Here is a 24,188-nt window from a genome sequence, read left to right on the forward strand (position 1 = left end):
CCTTCTCGGTAAATAATCATACGGGATGTGACATCTAGCACGCGTTGGATATAAAGTCTCACCACGTTTCACTGGGTTGATGCGGTAATAGTATACGTGCGCTGCATAATCCTTTTCATCGAGAATTGCGTGTTCCTGAATTCGACGTTGTCGTAATCCGCGTTCGCCCGACGATGCATGCTTTCGAACGCCGTTCGTTCCGTTGATGGCAAGTCTTTGCAAAAACTTTGTCTGATTAACCGCCAATGATTGGTGAAATTATGATCGTCGGGCGAACGCGTCCATACGGCGTGCAGGTGATTCCGTAAAACGACCCAAGGGACGATGCGGAATGGTAGTTTGGTCGTGTCGTGTCGCCGGTCGCAGTAGGTTGATTTTCCTGATAAGCGTGTCATTCAGGTCCACTCAATGTTTGACGGTCGTAGTAGATACTCCACGGCTGTTTAGGCCTAGAGTGTTAAAACACGTTCGAGGCAGTATTCGCCTCATTTCCTCTCGATATAGGATGGTCCCGCCAGGAGCGATCAATAAACGCTTTCGGTAAAATGCGTGCCTTTGCCGGAAGAGCATCGTCCCCGGTGGGGCGGCCGGTCTTCAAAACCGGTTGAGGCCGTGAGACGGTCTCGGGCGGGTTCGACTCCCGTTCTCTTCCGCCACTTCGGTTGGCACTCCCATCGCCAGGAATCGTGCCGGCGCGCGTAAAATCCCCCAATGGATGTGCCGGTCTTGAAGGCATGCCATAAGTGATTCACCAGTAGTGACCACGGATGGTTTCGAGCGTTCACAACCCCTGTGAACTGGATTCCGGCAATCCCTGCCGGAATGACGGCCCAGCGAAATTGGGAGAAGACCTGACTTGTCAGCATGCTGCGGGAACGCATGGTTCGTGTGACAATGGGCGCCCCCTTTTCATGTAGCAGGTCTGCCCATGAAGATATTCGAATCCCTCGAAACCATCGTCGAAACCGTCGTTGAACCCGCCGCCGAGGCGGTGGATCGTGAAGCCTTGTTCCCGCGCCCCGCGATCGAAGCCTTAGGCAATGCCGGACTGCTCGGGTTGATCAGCGCACCGGCAGTCGGCGGTCTCGGCGGGACGCTCGCTGATGCCAGCCGGGTCGTATCGCGCCTGGCGCAGGCTTGCGGTTCGACCGCGATGATCGTCACCATGCACTATTGCGCCACGGCGGTCATCGAGAAATACGGGAACGATACCTTGCGACGCGAGATTGCCGCGGGCCGCCATCTTTCCACCCTGGCATTTTCCGAACCCGGCTCGCGCAGCCATTTTTGGGCCCCGTTGAGCGAGGCGCAGGCTGACGGCGACGATGTTCTCCTGACCGGCGCCAAGACCATGGTCACCTCGGCGGTCGAGGCTGATTCCTATGTGTGGTCTTCCCGCCCGGTTGCCGCGGAAGGTGCCAGCACGATCTGGCTGGTGCCGTCCGACAGTCCCGGGTTGGCACAGACCAAGCCGTTCGACGGGCTGGGCCTGCGCGGGAACGCTTCCGCACCAATCACGGCGGATAACGTCAGGGTTTCGTCTTCCATGCGGCTTGGCGGCGATGGCGATGGTTTCGCCATCATGATGGAGACCGTCCTGCCCATTTTCTCGGTGCTGAGTGCGTCTTGCTCATTGGGGCTCATGGAATCGGCGCTGAATCGCGCTTCTACTCATGTCAGCCGTTCCCGCCTGGATCACCTCGGTTCCAGCCTCGCAGAATTGCCGACTCTGCGCGCTTATCTGGCGCGGGCCCGCATTCGGACCGATATGGTCCGGACGCTGCTGGACGATACCATCGACGCTTTGGCCGGCAAGCGGCCGGACACCCAGTTACGGGTGCTCGAAATCAAGGCAGCCGCGGCGGAGGCGGCGCTGGAAGCGACCGATATCGCCATGCGCGTCTGCGGCGGAGCGGCGTTCCGCAAGGATCTCGCCATCGAGCGCGTGTTTCGCGATGCCCGCGCGGCGTCGGTGATGGCTCCGACATCCGACGTGCTGTTCGACTTTATCGGCAAGGCCGTATGTGGCCTGCCGCTGTTCTGAGGGAAATCCTATGCCTGAGACTTTGATCATGGGCGCGGTCGCCTATGCGCCCAAGGTGGTGACGATCTGGGAGGGCTTCAAGGCGTATTTCGCCGAAAGAGGGCTGGCCTTCGATTATGTCCTTTATTCCAACTACGAACGCCAGGTCAAGGCGCAATTCGAGGGCGCCATCCATGTGGCGTGGAATTCGCCATTGGCCTGGGTGAGAGCCGATCGTATGGCCAAGGCGCGCGGTGTCGCCGTTTCGGCCGTGGCGATGCGCGACACCGATCGAGACCTGACCTCGCTGATCGTGGTCCGTGCCGATGCCGGCATCGAATCGCTCGCGGATCTTAGAGGCAGGACCGTCGGTTTCGGCGCCGTCGACTCGTCCCAGGCGACGCTGATTCCTCTTGAACACCTGAGCCGTCACGGCTTGCAGGCCGGCCGGGATTTCACCGCCCGCCGCTTCGATCTGCTCGGCGGCAAACACGGCGATCATATCGGCGGGGAGAGGGATGCCGCTCTGGCGCTGATGCGCGGTGAAATCGATGCCGCCTGCATGATCGATGGCAATCATCTCGCGTTCACCACCGAGGGCGTCCTTCCGGCTGGCGGTACCCGCATCCTGGCGCAGACCGATGCCTACGATCATTGCAATTTCACGGTGAGTCCCGGTGCGCCGAAGGAACTGGTCGACCGCTTCGTGGAGCTATTGCTGGCCATGTCCTGGGATGATCCGGCGGTGCGCCCCTTGATGGAACTGGAAGGGCTCAAGCAATGGCTGCCGGGACGCACCACGGGGTACGCCTTGCTCGAGCGAGCGGTGGACGAACAAGGTTTCTACGCTGCCGATGGATGCATCCTCGCCGCCGACTATCGATATTGAAACGCTGGGTTTCGACCGGGGTGCGCATCTCCTCGTGAAACACGCCTTGGCGGGCGTTCCGGTCGGCTCGACTCTCCGCGTTGTTTCCAAAGCGTCCGGGTTTCGCGCCCACGTTGTTGCCTGGTGCCGCAGTCAAGGGCATGGCGTGAGTTTTGACGAGGCAGGGCACGCGCTGATCGTGCGCGGCGGCTATCAGAGCGGGCGCTGGTGCGGTGCGGAGCGCTCCGGCCGGTCCGATTGCCGCTCGCCAGGCGCCGTGGCCGAACGCGCCAAAGCCAGTTGGGGCTTGGCCGCGCGCGGTTCGACGGTGGAGGCCGGCGGGCCGGAGTGGAATTTCGCGCTGGACCGCAAGCACGAGATCTGGGCGGACGAGGCGGCGGATCTCTACCGGCAGGCGCTCGCCGCGCAGTGGGATCCGGAAACCGCGGTCGATTGGAACGCGCCGTTCGAGTTGCCGGATGAAGTCGAGGATGCGGTCGTGCAAGTCATGACCTATCTGATCGAGAACGAAAACGCCGCGTTGTTGGTTCCTGCCCGCTTTCTCGGCCGGATTCATCCGCATTACCGCGAGATCGTGCAGCTCCTGGCGATACAGGTGGCAGACGAGGCGCGCCATGTAGAGGTGTTCACACGGCGCGCCCGGCTGAAAGGACGGGAGTCGGCCTTGTCTACCGCGGGCGGCCAGCTTTCGCTCAAGACGCTAGTCGACGAACCCGATTTTTCAGTCGCCGCCTTCCTGCTTTCCGTGCTGGGCGAAGGAACGTTCGTCAACCTGCTCAATTTTCTCCATGTCCATGCGCCCGATCCGGTGACGCGGCGGATCGCGCGGCTTGCCGCACGCGACGAAGCCCGCCACGTTGCTTTTGGCATGGCGCATCTGTCACGCCGTCTAAACGCTGAGCCGGAGCTCCGCACGCGCTTGGCCAACGCCATCGAGTTGCGTCACGATACCCTGTCCGCAGGCGGCGCTGGCCTGAACGAAGAAGTATTCGATGCCCTGGTACTGCTGGCGGCAGGGGAGTGGACTCCCGCTGCGATTGCGGCGGGCTTCGAAAAGGTACAGGCGCTGCAATCCGAAATGGCTGAAGGCCGGCGCCTGCGACTCTGCAGGCTCGGTTTCGACGAGGCCGAAGCCGAGCGATTGGCGAGTCTGCACACGCGGAATTTCATGTAGGACGGTGCTTATGTTTTTTCACGCTCTTCGGAGTGATCCATGACCGAAATTCGATTGACCACCCTTTCCCACGGCGGAGGCTGCGGCTGCAAGATCGCGCCTACCGTACTCTCGCAGATGTTGGCGGAACTGCCGCTGCCGAACCGGTTTCCCGACCTCTTGGTCGGCACCGACAGCAGTGACGATGCGGCGGTCTACCGGCTCAACGACCAGCAGGCCGTTGTCGCGACCACCGATTTCTTCATGCCTATCGTCGACGACCCGCATGATTTCGGCCGCATCGCCGCGACCAATGCGCTGTCGGATGTGTACGCCATGGGCGGCAAGCCGATCATGGCCCTGGCGGTGGTCGGCATGCCGGTGGATAAACTCCCGGTGTCGATCGTTCGCCGGATCCTGGCCGGGGGTGCCTCGGTGTGCGGAGCCGCGGGCATTCCCCTGGCCGGCGGCCATTCGATCGACGCGCCCGAGCCCATCTATGGGCTAGTCGCGCTCGGGTTGGTCCATCCGGACAAGGTGAAGCGCAACGACCGGGCGCAGCCGGGCGACGTGCTGATCCTTGGCAAACCGCTGGGCATCGGCATTTTGAGCGCGGCCTTGAAGAAGGGCGAATTAGACGACGCGGGCTATGCCCAGATGATCGAGCACACCACCCGGCTGAATAGCGTGGGCGCGGTGCTGGGAGAATTGGACGACGTTCATGCCATGACCGATGTCACCGGCTTTGGCCTCCTTGGACATCTGTTGGAAATCTGCCGGGGATCGAACCTGGGTGCCGATATCGCGTTTCGCGACGTTCCGCTCATTGACGTAGCTGCGGACTTAGCGAGCCGGGGCTATGCCACCGGCGCCGCGAAGCGCAACTGGGACAGTTACGGGGCATCGGTCGAGATCGGGGATGGCTTATCCGAGTGGCAACGCAAGTTGCTCTGCGATCCTCAGACCAGTGGTGGCCTGTTAGTCGCTTGCGAGCCGGGCAGCGCCGCCGACGTTCTGGCCTTGTTCCGGGAGCACGGCTTCGACCAGGTTCGGCAAATCGGGCGAATGAGAGAAGGGGATTGTATCGTTCGGGTCACAGCTGAGTGAGCCCGGCTTCAAATGCGCGTTTATCTCGGTTTTGGCGGATCGAAGGCGCGTGCGTGGTATTGGCTGTGGATACGGCAAAGTGAGGAGTAGGGCGGATATTCTTGCTCGACGGTTTGAACGCCGGTGTGGACGCGGGTTCCGCGTAATGCTGGTGAGCCTGTTCATCTGATCGCACCCCTGGGGCACTTCGCGGTGCTCAGCCTGAGTTGCCACCGATGCTACCAAAGGATCTGGCATTGTTACGCCGGTCTGGCGCTAGTTATGGCTGATGGTAGCCATTCGATCATCGTTCCGCCGTTTTGCTACCGCTATGGATGGCGAGATGTGCTCGCAACGGCGCGTACTTAGAGCCTATCCCAATAGGCTTAAGAAACCCTTCGACAAGCTCAGGGCGAACGGCCTATTGGGATAGGCTCTAAGGCGGGTGTGAATATTTCACAGAAAGGGCAGTCTTTTCGGTCTTAGTCTTCCAAACCAGGATCCGTTCTGAGTGCCGAAGCAGCAAGTTAGCTAGAGACAAGGCTTAATCGGCGCCTGTTACCTCGGTTGTTTGTTTGCCATCTCGCCTAGTGAGCCAGGGAGGCAAGACATGGACAGGAGACGCGAGAAAAGGATATCGGCACTTGTGCCCTTGTGGAACTCTGCGGCGGACGGGTCCTTCAACCGCCGATATCGGCTGACTCGGCTGCGGACACTCGTCCACCGGATTCTGGGACTGCTGCCGCCCGCGTGGCGGGAGACCGTCGCCGAACGCCTGCTGCGCCGGCGGGAGCGCCGGGACCAGCAGCCGAACACGTCGTGCAGTACCTCCTCAGTGCCGAAAAACCCGTTCGTGGCGAGCGAAAACGAAGGGAAGCCACGATCGCCAAGGGCGCAGATCACTTTTACGAGCGGCAATATCGGCAATGCCTCAATCCCACTATGGGCGCCTTTGCCATGACCGCCGTCCAAGTGCTTGTGGCGAGCGGTGGTGCTCCGCAAGGCAGGCTGTGGCGGCGTCATCGAAGGACCTATGCCGCCCTGCTGGAGGAGACGGACGGTGCGCCGCCCCTCATCGTGGTCGATCATCAGACGATAGCCGTTCCTTTGCTGTTGCCTCGTACGAAACTGCCGGAAGAGGACGACGCAGTCCAGCGCTGGCTCAACGGCCGTCGACCTATGCCCAGGCTCTACCGGAACATTGTTGCCGGCGAGGAAGTGCGTTCCGCGGATGCCGCTGTGCGCGCCCGAGAGCGCCACGCTGACGGCGCCGTGCTTGAAATCGTGGACGCCGTGATGAAAAGCAAACGGTTGGCGCTGCTCGTGCTGCACCCGTATGACCCCGATGCCATGGGCCTGCATATCACGTTGTTCGGAGTCGAAGTGCTTGGGCCGGAGCAGCTTGAGCGGGACCACGGACTTAAATCAAGCGAGCTGGAGCCCTACAAGAGCACAGCGTGGCACACCGGCCGCCGGTTGGTGTTTTGTGTAGGCGGTACCGAAGAAGTGTTTACCCAGTGTTCACAGAATCTTTTCATCAAACGGCGCGTGGCCCCTTCGGCTCCCTCGAGTCGGCCTCTCGCGCCAAATGCCTGGGATCCAGCGCTTCCGCTGGAGCGACTGATCGGCACACAATTCGAGATGATCCAGGTCACCGTCTCCGCGCATGGTCCACCCGGTGCCTCACCGCGCAATGGCGATATAGGTAAAGCAGCCTTCGTGGAGCGCCAGGGCAAGCGGGTCTTCGTCCTAATTCCCTATCATCCCGGCAATTCGGTTCATGGCCACGCAGCCAAGCTGTGGTCCAACCCGTACGGCACGATAGTGATCTCGGATGATCATCGCGCTCTGTGTCGGGTCACGCTCTCTGGTCCCGCGTGGGTGGTGAGTCACGATCGGGTGAAACGGGATTTTCCGCGTGCAGCGGCTCAGGTTGCCGCCCAGTGTGGCCATCACGACAAGGTGATTCCGGATCCCGAGTATTGGTTCTTGCAAGAGGTCGCAGAGCTTGTGCAGCAACACGAACCCCTCGCCGCAAACCGCCTGGATCCCATCCGTCCGACGTGCAGTATCAGCGCCGGCGGCCAAGCCTGCCATGGTAAAAAACCCGCTTACTTTGCTGCGGATACCTTGCCGCCCTACGATCAAGCCCTTCAGCATGCGCGGGAGGCGGCTGGACGTCCTGTCGACCCAACGGGAGTCGAGCACCGCCGGTGGCTCGAGACTGTGCGAGATGCCTTGGATGCCCGCCAGGCCCATCTGCAAACGGGTGCTCTGTTCAAGTAACGAGGAGCTTGCGGATTCGAACGCCGACCATCGCGCTTTGTTTTTGGGTTCGGACTATGATGCCGGAGCTAGGACTAAGCGAACTCAAGGCAATCTCCTCAGTGTTTAGTGGAAAACATCGGAGCGTCTTTTATCGGTTTCGGCTTGGGAGCGCCGATTTTTTATGGCTTAAACCGCATGTCCGGCTACGGCTGCTGAAGGGGTATTCGGGAGAAAACGCCAACGGTCAACGGGGACAGCACGTACCCGCATCGACAGATTCGTGCGTAAATCGCACGTTCCCAGCACACGCTCGCCTTTGTTAACCATAATGCGTTGCTAGAGCACATTCATACCTACTGTATAGGCGCTGTGGAGGGCGGGAATCCCTTCCAATCGCAAACGGTGTCTTCGGGAGCACCGAGGCCACCCTTTCCGACAGTGTCGTTGTATTAACGGCTTTGTCGGCGAAGGATGGCCGGCCTACTCTCTCCCGCTGGACGCGGGTGTCTACGTAACCTCGTAAAACCGTCGTTCCGGCAAAAAGGACAATGTTGTAGGCCGGAATAAGCGTCAGCGTTTCCGGCATTCCCATTGATCCTGCTTTCTCCCGCTGGACAGTGGTGTCTACGTAAGCCCGTAAAACCGTCATTCCGGCATGGATTGCCGGAACCCAGAAACCAAGGATGGCGAGGCACCTACATCCCTGTCATCTGGACCCCGGCAATCCCGGCCTAGGCGACGCGCTTGAACCGATGGAAGTCTGGCATGACTGGTGCGGCATCAATTCTCGGTTTCCGGACACAAGGAATGCTGGTTGGGTGCTCAGGGCTGGCTCCCTGGATTCGGTGGTTTACCACCGCCGACGCGCGGATCAAACTCTGTAACCTTTACCCCACACTTTACGGGTGACAGAGCATTGGGCAAATCAGGCCTACGAACTTGCTGACCGACGACGAAAATTCCCCCAAAAGCCGTATTGACAAATAAGACGACCGGTCATATTGTTCATGCCCCATGAGGAGACGAGATTCTACCGAAATTCGAGAAAAGCTGCTCGACCATGGCGTCATGCTTCTGATGGAGCAGGGCTACCATGGCACGGGAATCCAGGAAATCGTGGAAAGCGTCGGCTTGCCGAAAGGATCGTTTTACAACTACTTTCCCAGCAAGGAAGCCTTCAGCGCCGAGGTCGTCAAGCACTACATCGAGCCGTTCATCAAGCAGCTCGACGGACATCTGAATCGCAAGAATGTTAGTGCGGAAGTGGCGTTAAAAGCGTATTTCAACGAGCTCATAGAAGAGACCGAACGGCGAGATTTCAAAGGAGGGTGCCTGCTCGGCAACCTGATCGGCGAAATAGGGGAAACCTGCGACCTTTGTCATACCTCGTTGCGTAAGGCCGTCCACCGTTATCGAGACAAGCTGAAGGAGGGTATCGTTCGCGGGCAAGCGGAAGGAAGCTTCCGGAAAGACCTTCCAGCCACGTTCATGGCCGATCTGGTGCTCAATCTCTGGCAGGGCGCTTTGCTTCGCATGAAAATCGAGCGTTCGGTTCAGCCGCTCACGCAGGTTCTCGAGTTTCTTTTCGACGATTATTTCAAAGCCTGATTTTTTTACTCGCTGATAAGACGACCGGTCATTTTATTGTTGTGTGCAAACCGAGAGAGGGGAGAAACGAGATGCTTAATACCCTGAAATGCCAACCCTTTATCCGGGCCTTTTTACGAGCGTTGAGCTTGAGCGCCTTAGGCGTCTTGGCGCCGGCCACGGCAAGCGCTGAGCTGCTCGCTATGCTCAACTACGAAAGCAAGGTCGGGCAGCCGAATCGCAGAGAGGGTATTGCGGTCATCGACGTGGATCCGAATTCCCCCACGTTCAACCAGATCGTCAAGGACACGCCCTTGCCCCCGGATTTCGTGGCGCATCACATCTACTACAACAAAGATGTGACCAAGGCGTATGTCACCTCGCTAGGGCATACCGAGCTCTATGTTTACGATCTGTCGAAATTCCCTAATGAAAAGAGCATCGTATCCGTCCCGAATTGCAAGGTAGGCGAGGACATAACCTTCTCGGATGACCGCAAGTACTGGTATCTGAGCTGTATGGGTTCCAACAACATCATTGTCGGCGATGCTCAGTCGGATAAGCCGATCGCAACCATCGAGAACGATGGATCCAGCGATAAATTCATAAAGTATCCCCACGGCGTGATGCTCAACGACGAGATCGACCGCATTCTCGTTACGAGCACGGTCAACCCGAATGATCTGAACGACGCCGGCGAGACAATCTCCGTCATACAAGCATCGACCCGGAAGATTCTCTCAACCCACAAGCTCTCGCATAAACCTTCGCCGTCGGGAGATGCGCCGGTCGAAATTGCCTTCATCCCCCATCGAAAGCCCCAGATCGCCTACATCAACAATATGTATGGCGGAGCCTTGTGGGCTGCTACTTGGCGTCCGGGGAGCGAGGACTTCACTTTTCAAAAGGTGTTCGATTTTGCGGAAACCGGCCAAAGTCTCCCGCTGGAAATGGGTTTCAACGAAGCAGTCGACCGCCTTTATATCACCACCGCCAAGCCCGGCGCCTTCAACATCTTCGACATCTCCGATCCCTACAAGCCAAAACTGTTGTCGACGATCCCGACTGCCGGCGGAGCGCATCATTTCATACTCTCGCCCGATGAACGCTATGCGATCGTTCAAAACAGCTTTCTCAATTTGCCGGAGATGGACGACGGTTCAGTGAGTGTTATCGACTTGCATCAGAACAAGGTCGTCGCGACCGTCGATGTCCTCAAAAAGGCTGGACTCACGCCGAACTGCATCATCGCGATGCCGAATTGGTATAAGACCGATCACTGAGATGAATGCGGCGAGACCCTCGGAAGGCCAACGGAGTGCGGGAAACGTGAGCGCTCGGCGGAGGCGGACCAACGAATGACACTCGCGCGAACAGAGCCGCGACGCGAGTAGGCGAGGAGGGGCGGGATACCTGATATCAATACTCGCACGCCAAAACAGGCCGGCATGCGAGGACTGCCCGGACAAGCGCGGGAGAAAAGCTTAACCGTGAAGGCTGTTAAACCATCGGCGCGCCTGATTCGCCTTTAGTGGGATTGTAGAGGCGCGCTTGGTGTGGCAGATCGGTTAGCGTTTCGTCGCAGAAAATCCGGGAGCGCGGCGGTATCTTCCCAAAACAGCATGCCGGACAAGGGTTTGATCGGCTGGGGCGTAGTGGCCATGAGTTGCGGGATCCAGTCCGCCGGAATGGCAAAGTGCCCGTTCTTGCCATCCGCGGAGAAGAAAGTCGCGAGACCGACCAGGCGTCCGTCCTGGTCGAAAATTCCGCTGCCGCTCGCGCCCTGGACGAAACCCGCGTTGGTTTCGATGATCAGGGCGCCATCGTAGGGATGCAAGCGCTCGACACGACCTTCCGCGAAAGCGATGCCGATCGCTCGTGGATAGCCGTACATATAGATCGGTTCGCCGACGGACAGTACCGATGCGGTACCCAAACTCGCGACCGGCAGCGACATTCCGGGTGCTTCAAGTATGCACAAGTCGTGCTTCAAATCGGCGCGCTGGTTGGCAGCGCGATAGCGCAAAGCGCCTTTTCCGACGACGATTGTGTCGGCATGCCTTGTGATATGGCAGTTGGTCGCCACCCGATCGTAATCGACGACGACACCGGAGCCGACAAAAGCCTTGCCGTCCCTTGGATAGGCCTGGACCTGAACGACGCTGAGCGCAAGCGTGTGATTCACTTCCGCTGCCGAAGCGAGGTTTAACATCCAAGGTCCAAGCACCGTAGCGATTAAGTTGATCGGGCGCATGGGTCTCTTCCTGTTTCCCGTTATTCCGAGGGGAGCCTTTCTGTTTTGAGCACTCAAGCATAACGGAAGTTTATACGGTTTCCTTTGCATTTTTATCTTCAACGGTTTCCGTGAGAGCGATATGGAAATCGCATGATTCGGCTTCGAATATTGGATGACCGTGTCTGTGTGTTCCGACGTTGCGTTTTACCAAATGCGGGCTGCGAAATCCTCAGGAGCCTCGACATACATCGACGAGCCGTCACGCCCACGTTGGATGTGAACCTGAGTGACCCCGTCCCAAATAAGGACGCTCCGATCAATTCGATCCCGTTCATGTCCTTCCACATGACCGCCTTCCTACCAGAAAACGGCGTGCTTGGGTCAGTCCGGCTGCCGAGTTGAAAACTAACTCTTGACCTAAAAATGAGAATCGTTATCATTTGCATTATGGAGGATGCGTCATCATGGGTTCCATAACTCCCCCGTTGAACGAGATAGACAGCGTCAGGCTTCGAATTAGCGTCGACAAGCTCTCTGAGCTCATTGAGGCAGGGTGCCTCTGCGCGACCGATTTCTCCTGCCTGGATCACCGGTCGAAAACCACGGTACAGGGTTTGTTCCTGCGGTGTTGTTTGGATGGATGTCACGCCCATCGAAACGTAAGGGTTAACCGACCGCTCCCCGTGACCGACCCTCCGGTGTAGGTGGAGTTAAATCAACACAGGTCCCGGCAGATTTTGAAAGCTTCGCTCAAATATTCCGAGCGAAGGCTTTTAAAGGAATTAGCGCGCTCGGCTTTGAATGTATAGGAACGACTGACGTCGACCAAAGTCGTTGCGACTGCACTAAAGACTGCAATCTGCAGTCACTTTTACACACCAAGGCTAATGCGTTCCATTACCTAAGGAGAGACCCGTGCAACGAAAATCTTGTCATACCGAAACGCTAGCCCGTAGCGAAGTCTGCTCGGTCGAGTACTGCCGCGGGTGTGCCGTGTTCCATGTCAATTTGGGCGCCGTCACGTTGCATTTCCGGCCGTCCACGTTTCGAGTGTTGTGCACCACTCTGAACACAGCACTTGCGCGATTCAGACATGTCCGTCCGGTGTTGTCATCTTATGCCTCGAACCAAGACGAGATCGTTGATAGCACACCTTGAGAGGCAAGAAACGCCTTCAAACGGTTGGTTCGGTTTCATTTCCGAGGTCGGGGTGAGCGGTGAAACTGCCGCTCCTACCGAGAGTGCCCGGGATCGCCCGTTGTTTTAACGATCGAGTCAGTATTGCCAACGTGGTGCCATTGTGGAGCATGCCGGCGGCGATGGGAGGCAGCCATCCGAAGGTCGCCGCTACGAGAAGGAGAGAATTGACAACCACGTCGAGGCGGAAATTGCTATGGATGAGATCCAGGGTGCGAACGGCGAGTTCTCGTGCCTGGACCAGACCCTCAAGATCATCCCGCAGCAGGATCACGTCGGCCGCTTCGCGTGACAGAAGCGCTCCCCGCGGCATGGCGATGCCGATATGGGCAGAGACGAGCGCGGGCGCATCGTTGACGCCGTCACCGACGAATACGACTTTACCGCCGGCCGCTTTAAGCGTTTCGACGATTCGCAACTTGTCGTCCGGCGACTGCTCGGCGTACAGCTGATCGATACCCAGTTCCGCCGCCAGGGCTTCGGCCCGGTGCCGGGCATCGCCGGTTAGCATGATTCGCTGATCGATTCCAAGGGTCTTGAGCCGAGCGAGTACGCCAGCGGCATCTTCGCGGACCTGATCGCGCAAGGCGACGTAGCCGATCAAGGTCTTGTCCTCCGCAACGTAGAGTAAGGTCTTGCCTTCCGCGAACCGATCGGAAAGGGCCTGTTCATGGGAAGCGAACGAGATACCGACATGTTTTTCCAGATAGTGGCGGCTGCCCACGAAAATCTTTCTTCCATTCACCACCGTATTCAGACCGTGAGCAATCACGAATTCGACAGCGCCGTGATCCACATGGCGATACCCGCGATGTTCGGCATATTTCACCAAGGCTTCCGCATACGGATGGCGGGTGTGTTCTTCCAACGAGGCCGCCAAGGCCAGAAGCTGCTCGGCGGAACGGTCAGACCTCAGAGGGACGACATCGGTGATTTCCAGCCGACTGTGGGTGAGCGTGCCGGTCTTGTCGAACACGACGGTATCGGCACCCGCCAGGTTTTCCAGCGCCTGCGCCCCCCGGAACAGAATGCCGGCCTCGGCAGCATCGTGCATCCCCGAGATGAAGGCGAGCGGCGTGCCGAGCTTGATGGCGCAGGAATAATCGATTAGAAACACCGAGGCTACTCGCCTGGGGTCTAGGGTCAGGGCGAGGATCAGCCCTCCCAAGGCGAAGGTCAGGTACACCAGGCGGTCGCCCAGTTGTTCGGCGAGGCGCTGGGTGTCGGACGGGCGGCGCAGGGATTCCTCGATATAGCGCCCCAGCGCCGCCGCCGCGGTGTCCTCGCCGACCCGAATAGCCCGGAGCACCAATCGCCCTTCCGTGACCAAGCCGCCGGCCAAAACCTCTTCGCCTTGCTCCTTGCGAACCGGCACGCTTTCGCCGGTTAGGGCGGATTGGTCGAGCAGCGCCGAGCCGTGTTCAACCCGGCCATCCACCGGAACCGAATCGCCCGGTCCTACCACGACATGCTCGTTTTCTCTGATCTCCGAAGCGTCGACCCGGCGGAGTTCTCCGTCCCGTTCCACCCAGGCCTGTTCCGGCGGACGTTTCAACAATCGTTTGAGAAGACCGTGGGCCTGCCGTTCGGCGCGGGCCTCAAGATAACCGCCGGTCTGGATCAGCAGGTGGGTGGCGTTGGCGGTGAAAAAACCGCCTTGTGCCGCCGCGATGCTTACCGCCAGCGCGTCCAGCACTTCCATCTTGACGCCGCGACTCAGCAGGGTTCGGATGCCCTTGATGACGGTAGGGCTGATCGACGCTAAGGTTACCGCCGCCTTGAGCGGAGCCGGCAAAAGCGGCAGCAAGAGGAGCGCCAGGGACGAAACGATGAGCGGAGCACGATTCGGGCGGGAGGATGGTTCAGGATCGCATCTGTTCAAGAAGGCGTTAGGGGGCAGGGCAGCGAGCCATTGCAGCAGACTAGCGCGGACTTCGGCACGCCCATCATAGGTCACAACCAGCGAGCGGGCCGGGCGATTGGTCCTGACCGTTCTTACCCCGTCCAGATCGGCGATCTGGGCTTCGAATTCAGGGACAGCGAAATAGGGTTGGGCCAGCCGGGCGAGCCGCAATCGGATTCGATCGGGTAGTTCATGGATGATTCGAAAGCCTTCTGTCTGCGTCTTCATGTTTCCTTTGACGACCTTCAACGGCTGCGTTTTTTCCTGCTAAAGCTTCTGGGTGTTACGGAAGCTCTGATTATGTCCTTTGACAGGCTTGTCCTGAGGTTCTATGGTTCATGGCAAGCTGCCGACCCGAGTTTTCCGCCGCCCATATTTCTGACTACCCGACCCGATCTGGGAGACGTGTCCCAAGGCAAGTGGGTCACGACTGCCAACTACTACGACCTCTTCAACGGCATCATCAACCCCAAGCAACTGGAAGGTTTAAGGCTTTTGGTCACGCCGTTTTCTCAGCAACAGTTCAACGCGACGGAGGACAGTCGGTCTGAGAAACCTTCTCTCGGCGTAGCCTGCTTCGATTGCCATGTCAACGGACATACCAACGCCGCCACACATCTCGTCGGCGATATTCGTCCGCAGGAGTTATGCCACCGCATCGACACGCCTAGTCTCCGCGGCGTGAACGTTCAGCGCTTGTTCGGTTCGCAGCGGGCCCTCAAGACCACAGTGCGTCATTTCGGACATTCAACTGCGATTATTCGGATCAGTAAACCGCATCCGATCTCTCGAACGAATGCTGGATATGCACTGGGCGTTCGAATCCTTGTAAGAAGAACTGGAACGTCGACTAGCTTAACCAGCAAGCCAATGCCTGTGATGACCAGGAACTGAAAGCGCAAGATTCGTCGGCAAGGAATTGCCGACAAATGTCTGACTCGGTTCGCCCTAGCCGAAGGCGCCAACGACTTCCGCCAAGCCTGGTTAGCCATGTGAACAAGATGAAAACGCCCTAACGGCGCGCCTGCTGGTCTTGATCGGGAGACCTGGGGTCGCAAAGTCCGTGGTGGGGTTTCAGCGTGAATTTCGCTTGACGTGAGCGCATTTAAAATGATAATGATTCTCAATCAAATATCCCTCTCGTTTGCGACAGATGTGCGGTTATCGCGTGTCCCACAAGGTCGCGATAGTCGATCGAACGCGACTCTGAATGGCTTGGAACACGCTGTCGGCCACGTTGCCGAAGATCGAATCCGCCGGTCGGCGTCTTCAAGGACCTAAAAGGTGACTCGACGATGAAACTTGAATACGACTGCTCTTCGCCTAGATCGGGCGTCATCGAACTGGCGGCTGAAGACCGTCGCCGGCTACGGGAGGCTTTCCGCTGTCTCGAATACCCCAGTTTTGCCGCTCATCTGGCTCATGTCGTCGGTACACCGGTCGACAAGGGGCTCAAGCTGATACCGCCGCGCTGGCACCGCCATTTCTCCCGTCTTTTGCAGGCGTGCATGGCCCGCCTCTTGGATGTCGCAGTCACCTGCCTCGGGCCGCGACGACTTCGCAGCGAACGCTATTACCGTCGCATGGCGCGGACCGCGGGCGTGATCGGCGGATTTCTGGGCGGTTCCGCATTGTTGGTGGAATTGCCTATCACGACCTTGATTATGCTCGCTGCCATTGCCGAAATCGCCCGCAGCGAAGGCGAAGATCTGAACCGGCTGGAGACCCGTCTGGCCGGCCTCGAAGTTTTCGCCCTCGGAGGACGCTCGAAGGTCGACGATGCCGCCGATACCGGTTATTACGGCCTGCGCCTGGCTCTCGAAGCCGCCGTCAAACAGGCGTCGCGCCAGATTGCGGAGCAAGGCTTAAGCCGGAAAGGAGCACCCGCCATCAGCCGCATGATACTGATCGTATCCGAGCAATTCGGGCTGACGCTGTCCGAAAAAGCCGCCGCGGAAATGCTGCCCTTAGTCGGCGCGGTCGGCGGCGCTTTCATCAACGATCTGTTCGTCCGGCATTTTCAAAGCATGGCTCGCAGCCATTTCGTCATGCGGCGGCTGGAACGCCGTTACGGGCGGTCTTATATCGAGGCCGAGTACCGGAAGCTGAAATCGGTTCGGCATGAGCGCGAAGTAGATACGTCGGCCATGGCGGCTCGGTCCGCATGATGCCGACGAGGATTATTCGTCGAAAATCGCCAAGCATTTCTACTCACGCCTGCTTTGCGATCTTTTGATTAAAGGTATCTCTGAGCAAGTGGATTCGGTTCGTGCCCTTCGACAAGCCCGGGACTGTCCTGTCGAAGGACTTAACCCAAGTCCGGCAGCTGGGTAGAACCTGAAAAGCGCCAGGCCCTCATCCCCAGCCCTTCTCCGAGAGGGAGAAGGGACTTCGGCCCCTCGCCCTTTGGGAGAGAGGTTGGACTGAGGGAATGCGGCGACTGATGGGGCAGTGCGTCATTCTGGAAATTCAACTGCGGTTATTAGGTTAATCGGAGCTACCAAAAAGATGGGTCAAGTGTCGCCCCGCTCGCCCTACCGCCTTTACCCAGAACACAACGCGGCGGTATCGAAACTATCTCCGACCACAACGTCAAGTACCCGGCAGAAGGGCATTTGCGAAACGCGCGCATTGTTTTTCGTACCGATCAATTCGGCCGTTCGCGGGGCTTTCGGATACAACGCACCGCTTAGAATGCCTTGATTTCGAATTGAAGGTGCAATGTCCGCTGTCACTGCTCCACCGCTTTCGCGGCACCCAACCCGCCCGCGCCGGCTAACGGTGCGGCAAACCGAACGCTTGAGTCCGCATCTGCTTCGTGTTCGCTTCTTTTCCGAAGATTTGCATGATTTCCCGGACGCCGTGCCCGGTGCGCACCTCAAGCTGTTCGTGCCGTCGCCCGGCGCCGCGGCGGTCTTGCCGACGATCGGGCGCGGCGGTCCGGAATGGCCGGAAGGACCACGCCCGGCGGCGCGTACCTATAGTCTGCGGCGTTTCGATCGCACGCGTCGAACGCTGGATATTGAGTTCGTACTGCACGGCAACGATGGACCCGGCTCGCGTTGGGCGGCCCGTGCCCAAGCCGGAGACAGCATCGGAGTGGCCGGCCCGGGCGGGCCAAAGCTTTCGTGCAGCGATGCCGATTTCCACCTGCTCGCGGGCGATTTGACGGCGCTGCCGGCGATCGCCGCGGTTCTGGAAACTCTACCGGCGTCGGCGCGCGGCGCGGTCTTGATCGAAGTGGAAGATACCGGTGACGAGCTTGATCTTTGCCATCCGCCCGGCGTGAAGCTGCACTGGCTGCGGGGCGGCGCTACCAGCCAGTTGCCGGACGCAGTGCGCGAAATCGATTGGCCGTCGTCGGCCCGGATCTTCGCCACCATCGCCGGTGAAAACGACGCGGTGCTCGCCATCCGCCGCCATCTACGCAGGGACCGCGGCGTGCCGGCCGAGTCGCTGTACGCGGTGCCGTACTGGCGTCGCGGTCGACGGGAAGAGGAGTATCACGAAGAACGCCATCGTCTGATGGAGACCGATTCATGAATCCGGCGCTGAGTCTCGCATCGATTGTTCTGCTCGTGTTGTTAACGGCCTGTGACCGTTCCACCACCGGTTCGAACGCTCCGGAGCTTGCGAGCCAAGAAATGACCGATGCGGTGGGGCGCGTGGTACGGATACCCGCAACCCCGCGGCGAATACTGGCGCTGAGCGAACTGGACCTGGACGCCTTGCTCGCTCTCGGCTTACGGCCGGTCGGCGCGACGAACGCCCGTGGCAGCGATAGCCCGCCCGCTTATCTCGGCACGCGCGCCGCCGGCATCGAAAGTCTCGGCAATGTCGCCCAGCCCTCACTGGACCGCATCGCGGTCTTGCAGCCGGACCTGATACTCGCCGGCGGTCAAGCCGATCCGGAGCGGCTGGCCCAGTTGGAAGCTATCGCGCCGACCGTGGTCAGTTTCACTCCCGGAGAATTCTGGCAGGACAGCTTTCGGCGGATCGCCGAGGCCGTAGCCCGCCCGGACGAGGCGCAACGGGTCCTCGACGAGTACCGCAAACGGGCAGCGGCCTTGCGGGAAAAACTTGCGGCCCATGCCGGCGAGTCAGTGAGCATCGTTCGTCTGACGCCGAACGGCCCCATGTTCATGCTCGGCGACGCCTTCGCCGGGCGTGTGCTGGCCGATCTGAGCCTGGTGCGGCCCCCGGCTCAGCGTGCTCCGGGGGCGGGTCACGGACCTCCGCTCAGCCGTGAAAGGCTGGCCGATATCGACGGCGACTGGCTGTTCATCGGCAACTACACGCCCGATCCGAATGGCGTGGCTGCGCTGCGCGGGGAGCCTGCTTTCGCCGGATTGCGGGCGGCACAGCGTGGCCATGTGCGCGAAGTCGATGCGACGTTGTGGACCATGATCGGCGGTCCTCTGGCGGCGAAAGCCGTGCTGGACGACGTCGAGAGGGCCATGCTTGGCGCAACTTTGGAACCATGAAGCTGAAAAACTGTAGTTGAGTTTCCGAAATGACCGCAATGCCCCATCAGCCGCTGCATTCCATCACCTTAACCCCGCGCCTAGAGGAAAGGAGGCGAAACTCCCTTGTCCCTCTGAGAGAAGCGTTGGGGATGAGGGCCTGGCGCTTTTCAGGTGGTATCCGACTGCCCGATTTAGCATGAAGAAAGCCGTACCCCTATCGACCTTGCCCGGCTACGTTCTGCTACTCGTGCTGACAGCGATGCTGAGCCTTGCTTCTGTAAGCATGGGGGCGGGCAGTGTCGGTTTGGAGGAAAGCGTCGACTGGCTGCTGGGCGGCATGCACAGCAGTGATGCGCAAGTCGATCTTGTGCTTGGTGAACTGCGTCTGCCGCGAGTGTTGAAGGCGCTGGCGTTGGGTGCGGCACTCGGCGCAGCGGGGGTGTTGTTGCAGGCAGTGACGCGCAATCCGCTGGCCGAGACCGGCTTGTTGGGCGTCAATAGCGGCGCAGCCCTGGCTGTGGCGCTAGGTATCGCTCTGGCCGGGGGGCTGACGCCGGGCTTGCAAATCTCCTGGGCTCTCGGCGGGGCGTTGACCGGCAGTGCCTTAGCGTTGATTCTCGCGCACGCAGGCCGGGGCCATGCCTCGCCGCTGCGCCTGGTGCTGGCAGGGCTCGCGATCGGCGCTACCTGCCAAAGCCTGACCGCCTGGCTGTCGCTGGCGAGCAGCGCTAATCTCGACCAGTTCCGATTCTGGGTGCTCGGCTCGCTGACCCATCCGCACGCCGGCCTGCTCGTGCCGGGCTTGGCTCTGATCGGGATCGGTCTCACGTTGGCGGTCCTGTTGGTCCGCCCCTTGTCGGCGCTGACCCTGGGTGACGATTTGGCTCGCGCTCTCGGCCATCGGCCAGGACCGATCCGGGCGCTGACGGTCATGACCGTCGCGCTTCTGGCCGGAACTGCAGTCGCGCTGGCCGGCCCCATCGCGTTTCTCGGCCTAATAGCACCCTATTGCGCTCGTGCGCTCGCCGGCGTCACGATCGGCGAGCAGCTCGCCTTCGCGATTCCGATCGGCGCCGCGTTGCTGCTGCTCGCGGATCTCGCCGCCCGATTGATCGTCGCGCCTTACGAGGCGCCCATGAGCGCGGTGCTGGCACTGGTCGGCGCGCCGTTGCTGATCTGGATCGTGCATCGCGACGCCACTTTGGCGCTGAGCCGCACCGGAGCGGAATGCTGATGAGCTGGACGCTCCGGATTGGTTTGGTCCCCGCATTGGCATTGTTGGCCCTTGCAGCGCTGGCTGCGGGTTCCCCTTGGTTGTCGCCGGGGCAGTTGCTGGCGTGTCTCGACGGTAGCGGCCCACCCTGGTTGAGCACTCTGGTTTTCCAAATTCGGCTACCACGGCTGTGCGCAGCGCTGGTGGTCGGCTCCGCACTCGGATGCGCCGGCGCCTTGTTGCAGGCGCTCGCGCGCAACCGTTTGGCGAGTCCCGATCTGCTCGGTGTTAACGACGGCGCATTGCTGGCGCTGGCCGTCACCTTGGTGGTGAGCCCCGCCGGACTGGTCGGTCCGTGGTGGTGCGCTTTGATCGGTGCTTTGACGACTGCGTTGTTCACGCTGCTGGCCGCCGGCGGCGTCGGCACCCAGGGCTATCGTGTGCTGGTCGTCGGACTAGGAGTCGCTAGCCTGTTGCGGGCCGGTTTCGATATCGCCATGGCGACTCTGCCGATCTTCCATGCCGGCGGGATGTACGCCTTCAGCGTTGGCAGTTTGACCGGCCGGACCTGGCCGCTGCTGACGATCGCAGCCCTCGTGCTCGGTTTATTGTTGGCGGCAACGTTCCCTCTGACTCGAAGCCTGACATTGCTCGGCTTGCACGATGACAGCATCCGCAGTCTCGGTGTGCGTCTCGAACATTTGCGCCTTGCCATCCTGCTGCTCGCCGCCGCGCTCGCCGGACTCGCCGTTAGCGTGTCGGGGCCGGTGGGGTTTGTTGCCATCGCCGCTCCGATCTTTGCACGCCGGCTATCGGTGGATGGATCGGCGCCGTTCTGGAGTGCTGCCGTAATCGGCGCGGCCCTGGTCATCGCCGCCGATCTGCTTGGACGGGTGCTCGCACCGCCGGTCGAAATCCCGGCCGGAGTCGTGACCGGGTTACTGGGCGGGCCTTTTCTGCTGTGGCTGCTATTGCGGCCTTCGCCTTACGGAGTTAGCTGATGCTGGACCTGCGCGTCGAGAACCTAAGCGCTGGCTACGGCGCGAAAACTGTGCTGAAGGATTTCAGCGTGCACATTCCGCCCGGGCGCATCACAGCGATCGTCGGAGCGAACGGGTGCGGCAAGAGCACCCTGTTGCGTTGCCTGGCCGGCCTTCATCGCCCAGCGTCGGGTCGGGTGTGGTTAGGGAATGAAGAACTGCGCGCGCTTTCGGCCGCGGCCCTTTCGCGACGCATCGGTTTCCTGCCCCAGTTTCCGCAAGCCCCGGCCGGTTTACGCGTGGCATCGCTGGTCGCGCTGGGCCGCCATCCTCATCGAGGGCTGCTGGGCCGCTGGTCATCCGAAGACGAGGAGGCGGTACAAGAGGCTCTGCAGCTTACCGATCTGATGGAACTCGCGCAGCGGCCCTTAGACACGCTATCCGGCGGGCAGCGTCAGCGCGCCTGGCTGGCGATGATGTTGGCGCAATCGACGCCGGTTCTGCTTCTCGACGAACCGGGCAGCATGCTCGACCCTGGCCACCAACTGGAATTGTTGGCTTTGCTCCGTGCCTTGGCCGATACCGGCCGCACCGTCGTGGTGGTGCTGCACGACCTCATCGCCGCCCGCCATGCCGATTGGCTGGTGGCGTTGGACCGAGGCGAACTCGCTGCCTGCGGCACGCCCGAGGAGGTGCTCACGGAAGACGTGCTGCGCCGGCTGTATGGCATCGATAGCCACATCCTGCGTGCGCCCGACGATCGCCCCGTCGCCGTGCCCTTGCGCGCGCTGAATGCACCCGCGCCCATGCCGCGCCCCTTGCCGTACAGCATCGAAGCGAAAGCGAAGCGGGCCGCCAAACTGCCCGCGACCGCGGAATCTGTGCCGGCGAAAGAGCGCCGTCTCGTGCTCCTGCTCGCGGCGCTGCAATTCACCCATCTCCTCGATTACATGGTGCTGATGCCGCTGGGCGCGGAAGTGATGCGCGCCTTCGACATCGGCCCGGCGCGGTTCGGATCGCTGGTCGGCGTCTATACGCTCGCGTCGGCGCTGGCGAGCCTGGTTGGGGGCCGACTGCTGGATCGCAGCGACCGCAAGCGAACCGTGCTAATGCTGTACGCCGGTTTTATCGTTGCCACCCTGGCCTGCGCCACGGCGGCAGGCTTCGAGTCGCTGCTCGCCGCTCGCGCTTTGGCCGGGGGCTGCGCCGGGCTGATCAACGCCGCGGTGATGGCAATCATCGCCGACGGCATCGAGCCAGCGCGGCGCGGCCGGGCCATCGGCACCGTGATGTCGGCCTTCGGTCTCTGCGCCGTCATCGGAGTGCCCTCAGGACTCTGGCTGGCTTCGCTGGGCGGCTGGCGGATACCGTTTTTCGCGGTTGCGGTGCTGTCCGCCTCGTTATGGATCGGCCTTCGGTTCGGGCTGCCGCGCTCGCCGGCCAGCGTGGTCGCCACGCGTGCTCGGCTTACCGATAGTTCGCTTGCCCTGGGCTGGCTGCTGAGCTTCGGTATCGTTTTCGCCGGCTTTCTCATCGTGCCGTATCTCGGTGCGCATCTGAACGGTACGCTGGGCGTCGCGCTGCGTGACATGTCCTGGATTTATCTCTGTGCAGGACTCGCGACCTTCTTGGCGGCACGCTGGATAGGCCGCGCCGCCGACCGGTTCGGTGCGGCACGCGTGCTCGCGCTGCTGATGCTGGCGAGTATCGTTCCGCATCTCTGGCTTACCCAGCTTCAACCAGGGCCGCTAGTGCAAACCGCGCTGGTGTTCATGCTGTTCATGGTACTGACTTCTACTCGCGCCATCCCGGCCTCGGCTTGGCTCATCAGCCGCGTCCCGCCGCCCTTGCGCGGCCGTTACATGGCGATCAACACGGCCAGCACCGACGCGGCCTCAGGACTCGCCGCCTGGAGCGCGGGACTGATCACCAGCATTGACGCCACCGGCGCCCTACAGCACTTCGAGCGGGCCGGCTGGCTCGCTGCCGGTGTTACGCTACTGACCCTGGGTTTGTTGGGATGGCTACAACTGCGGTCCACCCCGAAGCTCGCAACCGAGTCGTAGCCCGCATGGAGCGAAGCGGAATGCGGGGAACATCTTCGATGGTCCCGGATTTCACTCCGTTTCATCCGGGCTACCCCGTGCGGATCGGCTCGCAATCGTCGAGCACCGACCAGAATCCGTTGGTCTAGCCGCGAAATGAAACCATGCCTTCATCCTTATCGCATTTTTCCGAATGCCCTTTGAGTCCGGGCGTCGCCCTGGTCACTGGAGCCGCTCGTGGTATCGGTGCGGCAGTTGCCTCGGCGCTGACGGCCCGTGGGCTAACCGTGGCCGCCGTTGACATCGACGGTGCTTCCTTAAGCGATACATGCGCCTCGCACGATAACTTGCATCCTTTCGTGCTCGACCTGCGTGACGCAGCGGCCGTCACGGAAACGGTCGAGCGCGTGGAACGGGAGCTCGGCACCATCGACTACCTGGTTAACGTCGCCGGTGTGCTGTACATCGGCGGAGCGATCGATGTCGACGACGAAGATTGGATGCAGAGCTTCGCAGTCAACACCCACGGCGTGTTCTTTCTCACCCGCACGGTGGCACGGCGCATGCGCGAGCGGCGGCGTGGCGCGATCGTGACCGTGAGTTCCAACGCGGCCTCGACCCCACGCATGGACATGGCTGCTTATGCCGCCTCCAAGGCCGCCACCGCCCAATACATCCGCTGCCTGGCGCTGGAACTCGCGGAATACGGCATTCGCTGCAATCTAGTCTCGCCTGGATCGACCGACACCGAGATGCAGCGCCGCTATTGGCGCGACGGCGCCGGCAGCGCCGAGGAGATCATCAGGGGATCTCTGGAAAAACACCGGCTCGGCATCCCGCTGCGCAAGCTGGCGCAACCCGAGGATATCGCCCAAGCCGTACTGTTCCTGCTGTCCGACGCTGCTGGACATATCACGATGCAGAATCTCGTAGTTGATGGCGGGGCGACTTTGGGGTGAAAGCGTGTTTTGAAAGGAGGTTGGGCGCAACGCTGTGAAACTTGGGAGAGCCGGGGTGCCGATCGCCTCGGATCCCGCGAAGTACCACCGGGCTACGCCGGCTGGAAACAGTGGAGCCAGGTGGACACCAAGGTCCGTAGCCTGCTAGCTCTGGGGACGAGCAAGCGTCGGGCGTTCCTGACA

General features: G+C 60.7%; 17 protein-coding genes and 1 tRNA gene. 16 read left to right on the forward strand and 2 right to left on the reverse strand.

Annotation, left to right across the window (positions count from 1 at the left end):
- Positions 1 to 560: 560 nt before the first annotated feature.
- The 8 genes from QEN43_RS00475 to QEN43_RS00510 all read left to right on the forward strand — a co-directional run bounded on the left by QEN43_RS00475 (position 561) and on the right by QEN43_RS00510 (position 10,289).
- Positions 561 to 656, forward strand: a tRNA-Sec gene (locus tag QEN43_RS00475).
- Between the two features lie 272 nt (positions 657 to 928).
- Positions 929 to 2,044, forward strand: a complete 1,116-nt coding sequence (locus QEN43_RS00480; RefSeq protein ID WP_051331685.1) for an acyl-CoA dehydrogenase family protein — start codon at positions 929 to 931, stop codon at positions 2,042 to 2,044.
- Positions 2,045 to 2,054: 10 nt separating this feature from the next.
- Positions 2,055 to 2,912: a phosphate/phosphite/phosphonate ABC transporter substrate-binding protein gene (locus QEN43_RS00485; RefSeq protein ID WP_026610371.1), complete on the forward strand. Its 858-nt coding sequence runs from the start codon at positions 2,055 to 2,057 to the stop codon at positions 2,910 to 2,912.
- On the forward strand, positions 2,878 to 4,086 hold the full coding sequence (locus QEN43_RS00490) for a hypothetical protein (RefSeq protein ID WP_026610372.1): 1,209 nt from the start codon (positions 2,878 to 2,880) through the stop codon (positions 4,084 to 4,086). The genes QEN43_RS00485 and QEN43_RS00490 overlap by 35 nt, the downstream gene beginning before the upstream one ends.
- A 39-nt stretch (positions 4,087 to 4,125) precedes the next feature.
- A complete protein-coding gene (gene selD / locus QEN43_RS00495) occupies positions 4,126 to 5,172 on the forward strand; it encodes a selenide, water dikinase SelD (protein WP_026610373.1) in 1,047 nt (348 codons plus the stop codon).
- A 798-nt stretch (positions 5,173 to 5,970) separates the two neighbouring features.
- Positions 5,971 to 7,437 carry a hypothetical protein gene (locus QEN43_RS00500; protein WP_317963604.1) on the forward strand — a complete coding sequence of 489 codons (1,467 nt, stop codon included), beginning with the start codon at positions 5,971 to 5,973 and terminating at the stop codon, positions 7,435 to 7,437.
- Positions 7,438 to 8,433: 996 nt separating this feature from the next.
- Positions 8,434 to 9,027, forward strand: coding sequence for a TetR/AcrR family transcriptional regulator (locus tag QEN43_RS00505; RefSeq protein ID WP_317963605.1), 594 nt, complete (start codon positions 8,434 to 8,436; stop codon positions 9,025 to 9,027).
- Positions 9,028 to 9,098: 71 nt separating this feature from the next.
- Complete coding sequence (locus QEN43_RS00510) at positions 9,099 to 10,289, forward strand: YncE family protein (protein WP_051331686.1); 1,191 nt, start codon at positions 9,099 to 9,101, stop codon at positions 10,287 to 10,289.
- 245 nt (positions 10,290 to 10,534) lie between these two features.
- On the opposite strand, the gene QEN43_RS00515 is transcribed toward QEN43_RS00510, so the two are convergent.
- Both QEN43_RS00515 and QEN43_RS00520 read right to left on the reverse strand, forming a co-directional pair.
- Positions 10,535 to 11,260, reverse strand: a complete 726-nt coding sequence (locus QEN43_RS00515) for a S1 family peptidase (RefSeq protein ID WP_162144300.1) — start codon at positions 11,258 to 11,260, stop codon at positions 10,535 to 10,537.
- A 1,156-nt stretch (positions 11,261 to 12,416) separates the two neighbouring features.
- Positions 12,417 to 14,570, reverse strand: a complete 2,154-nt coding sequence (locus QEN43_RS00520; RefSeq protein ID WP_084162048.1) for a heavy metal translocating P-type ATPase — start codon at positions 14,568 to 14,570, stop codon at positions 12,417 to 12,419.
- On the opposite strand from QEN43_RS00520, the gene QEN43_RS00525 reads away from it, so the two are divergent.
- The 8 genes from QEN43_RS00525 to QEN43_RS00560 all read left to right on the forward strand — a co-directional run bounded on the left by QEN43_RS00525 (position 14,535) and on the right by QEN43_RS00560 (position 24,005).
- A complete protein-coding gene (locus QEN43_RS00525) occupies positions 14,535 to 15,236 on the forward strand; it encodes a hypothetical protein (protein ID WP_026610377.1) in 702 nt (233 codons plus the stop codon). The genes QEN43_RS00520 and QEN43_RS00525 overlap by 36 nt on opposite strands.
- 401 nt (positions 15,237 to 15,637) lie before the next feature.
- Positions 15,638 to 16,510 (forward strand): EcsC family protein, encoded by an 873-nt coding sequence (locus QEN43_RS00530; RefSeq protein ID WP_051331689.1) that lies wholly within the window; start codon positions 15,638 to 15,640, stop codon positions 16,508 to 16,510.
- A 553-nt stretch (positions 16,511 to 17,063) separates the two neighbouring features.
- On the forward strand, positions 17,064 to 17,885 hold the full coding sequence (locus tag QEN43_RS00535; RefSeq protein WP_026610378.1) for a siderophore-interacting protein: 822 nt from the start codon (positions 17,064 to 17,066) through the stop codon (positions 17,883 to 17,885).
- On the forward strand, positions 17,882 to 18,826 hold the full coding sequence (locus tag QEN43_RS00540) for an ABC transporter substrate-binding protein (RefSeq protein WP_084162050.1): 945 nt from the start codon (positions 17,882 to 17,884) through the stop codon (positions 18,824 to 18,826). Before QEN43_RS00535 ends, QEN43_RS00540 begins: the two co-directional genes overlap by 4 nt.
- A 178-nt stretch (positions 18,827 to 19,004) precedes the next feature.
- Positions 19,005 to 20,042: a FecCD family ABC transporter permease gene (locus QEN43_RS00545; protein ID WP_051331690.1), complete on the forward strand. Its 1,038-nt coding sequence runs from the start codon at positions 19,005 to 19,007 to the stop codon at positions 20,040 to 20,042.
- Positions 20,042 to 21,022, forward strand: a complete 981-nt coding sequence (locus QEN43_RS00550) for a FecCD family ABC transporter permease (protein WP_162144301.1) — start codon at positions 20,042 to 20,044, stop codon at positions 21,020 to 21,022. The genes QEN43_RS00545 and QEN43_RS00550 overlap by 1 nt, the downstream gene beginning before the upstream one ends.
- Complete coding sequence (locus tag QEN43_RS00555) at positions 21,022 to 23,067, forward strand: MFS transporter (RefSeq protein ID WP_317963606.1); 2,046 nt, start codon at positions 21,022 to 21,024, stop codon at positions 23,065 to 23,067. Before QEN43_RS00550 ends, QEN43_RS00555 begins: the two co-directional genes overlap by 1 nt.
- A 143-nt stretch (positions 23,068 to 23,210) precedes the next feature.
- Complete coding sequence (locus QEN43_RS00560; RefSeq protein WP_051331692.1) at positions 23,211 to 24,005, forward strand: 2,3-dihydro-2,3-dihydroxybenzoate dehydrogenase; 795 nt, start codon at positions 23,211 to 23,213, stop codon at positions 24,003 to 24,005.
- Positions 24,006 to 24,188 lie beyond the last annotated feature (183 nt).

The sequence above is a fragment of the Methylocaldum szegediense genome (assembly GCF_949769195.1).
GTDB classification, from domain to species: Bacteria; Pseudomonadota; Gammaproteobacteria; order Methylococcales; family Methylococcaceae; genus Methylocaldum; species Methylocaldum szegediense.

Coding starts and splice junctions, on each gene's coding strand:
- QEN43_RS00480 (WP_051331685.1), top strand. CDS start 929: ATGAAGATATTCGAATCCCTCGAAACCATCGTCGAAACCGTCGTTGAA.
- QEN43_RS00485 (WP_026610371.1), top strand. CDS start 2,055: ATGCCTGAGACTTTGATCATGGGCGCGGTCGCCTATGCGCCCAAGGTG.
- QEN43_RS00490 (WP_026610372.1), top strand. CDS start 2,878: ATGGATGCATCCTCGCCGCCGACTATCGATATTGAAACGCTGGGTTTC.
- selD (WP_026610373.1), top strand. CDS start 4,126: ATGACCGAAATTCGATTGACCACCCTTTCCCACGGCGGAGGCTGCGGC.
- QEN43_RS00505 (WP_317963605.1), top strand. CDS start 8,434: ATGAGGAGACGAGATTCTACCGAAATTCGAGAAAAGCTGCTCGACCAT.
- QEN43_RS00510 (WP_051331686.1), top strand. CDS start 9,099: ATGCTTAATACCCTGAAATGCCAACCCTTTATCCGGGCCTTTTTACGA.
- QEN43_RS00515 (WP_162144300.1), bottom strand. CDS start 11,260: ATGCGCCCGATCAACTTAATCGCTACGGTGCTTGGACCTTGGATGTTA.
- QEN43_RS00525 (WP_026610377.1), top strand. CDS start 14,535: ATGGATGATTCGAAAGCCTTCTGTCTGCGTCTTCATGTTTCCTTTGAC.
- QEN43_RS00520 (WP_084162048.1), bottom strand. CDS start 14,570: ATGAAGACGCAGACAGAAGGCTTTCGAATCATCCATGAACTACCCGAT.
- QEN43_RS00530 (WP_051331689.1), top strand. CDS start 15,638: ATGAAACTTGAATACGACTGCTCTTCGCCTAGATCGGGCGTCATCGAA.
- QEN43_RS00535 (WP_026610378.1), top strand. CDS start 17,064: ATGTCCGCTGTCACTGCTCCACCGCTTTCGCGGCACCCAACCCGCCCG.
- QEN43_RS00540 (WP_084162050.1), top strand. CDS start 17,882: ATGAATCCGGCGCTGAGTCTCGCATCGATTGTTCTGCTCGTGTTGTTA.
- QEN43_RS00545 (WP_051331690.1), top strand. CDS start 19,005: ATGAAGAAAGCCGTACCCCTATCGACCTTGCCCGGCTACGTTCTGCTA.
- QEN43_RS00550 (WP_162144301.1), top strand. CDS start 20,042: ATGAGCTGGACGCTCCGGATTGGTTTGGTCCCCGCATTGGCATTGTTG.
- QEN43_RS00555 (WP_317963606.1), top strand. CDS start 21,022: ATGCTGGACCTGCGCGTCGAGAACCTAAGCGCTGGCTACGGCGCGAAA.
- QEN43_RS00560 (WP_051331692.1), top strand. CDS start 23,211: ATGCCTTCATCCTTATCGCATTTTTCCGAATGCCCTTTGAGTCCGGGC.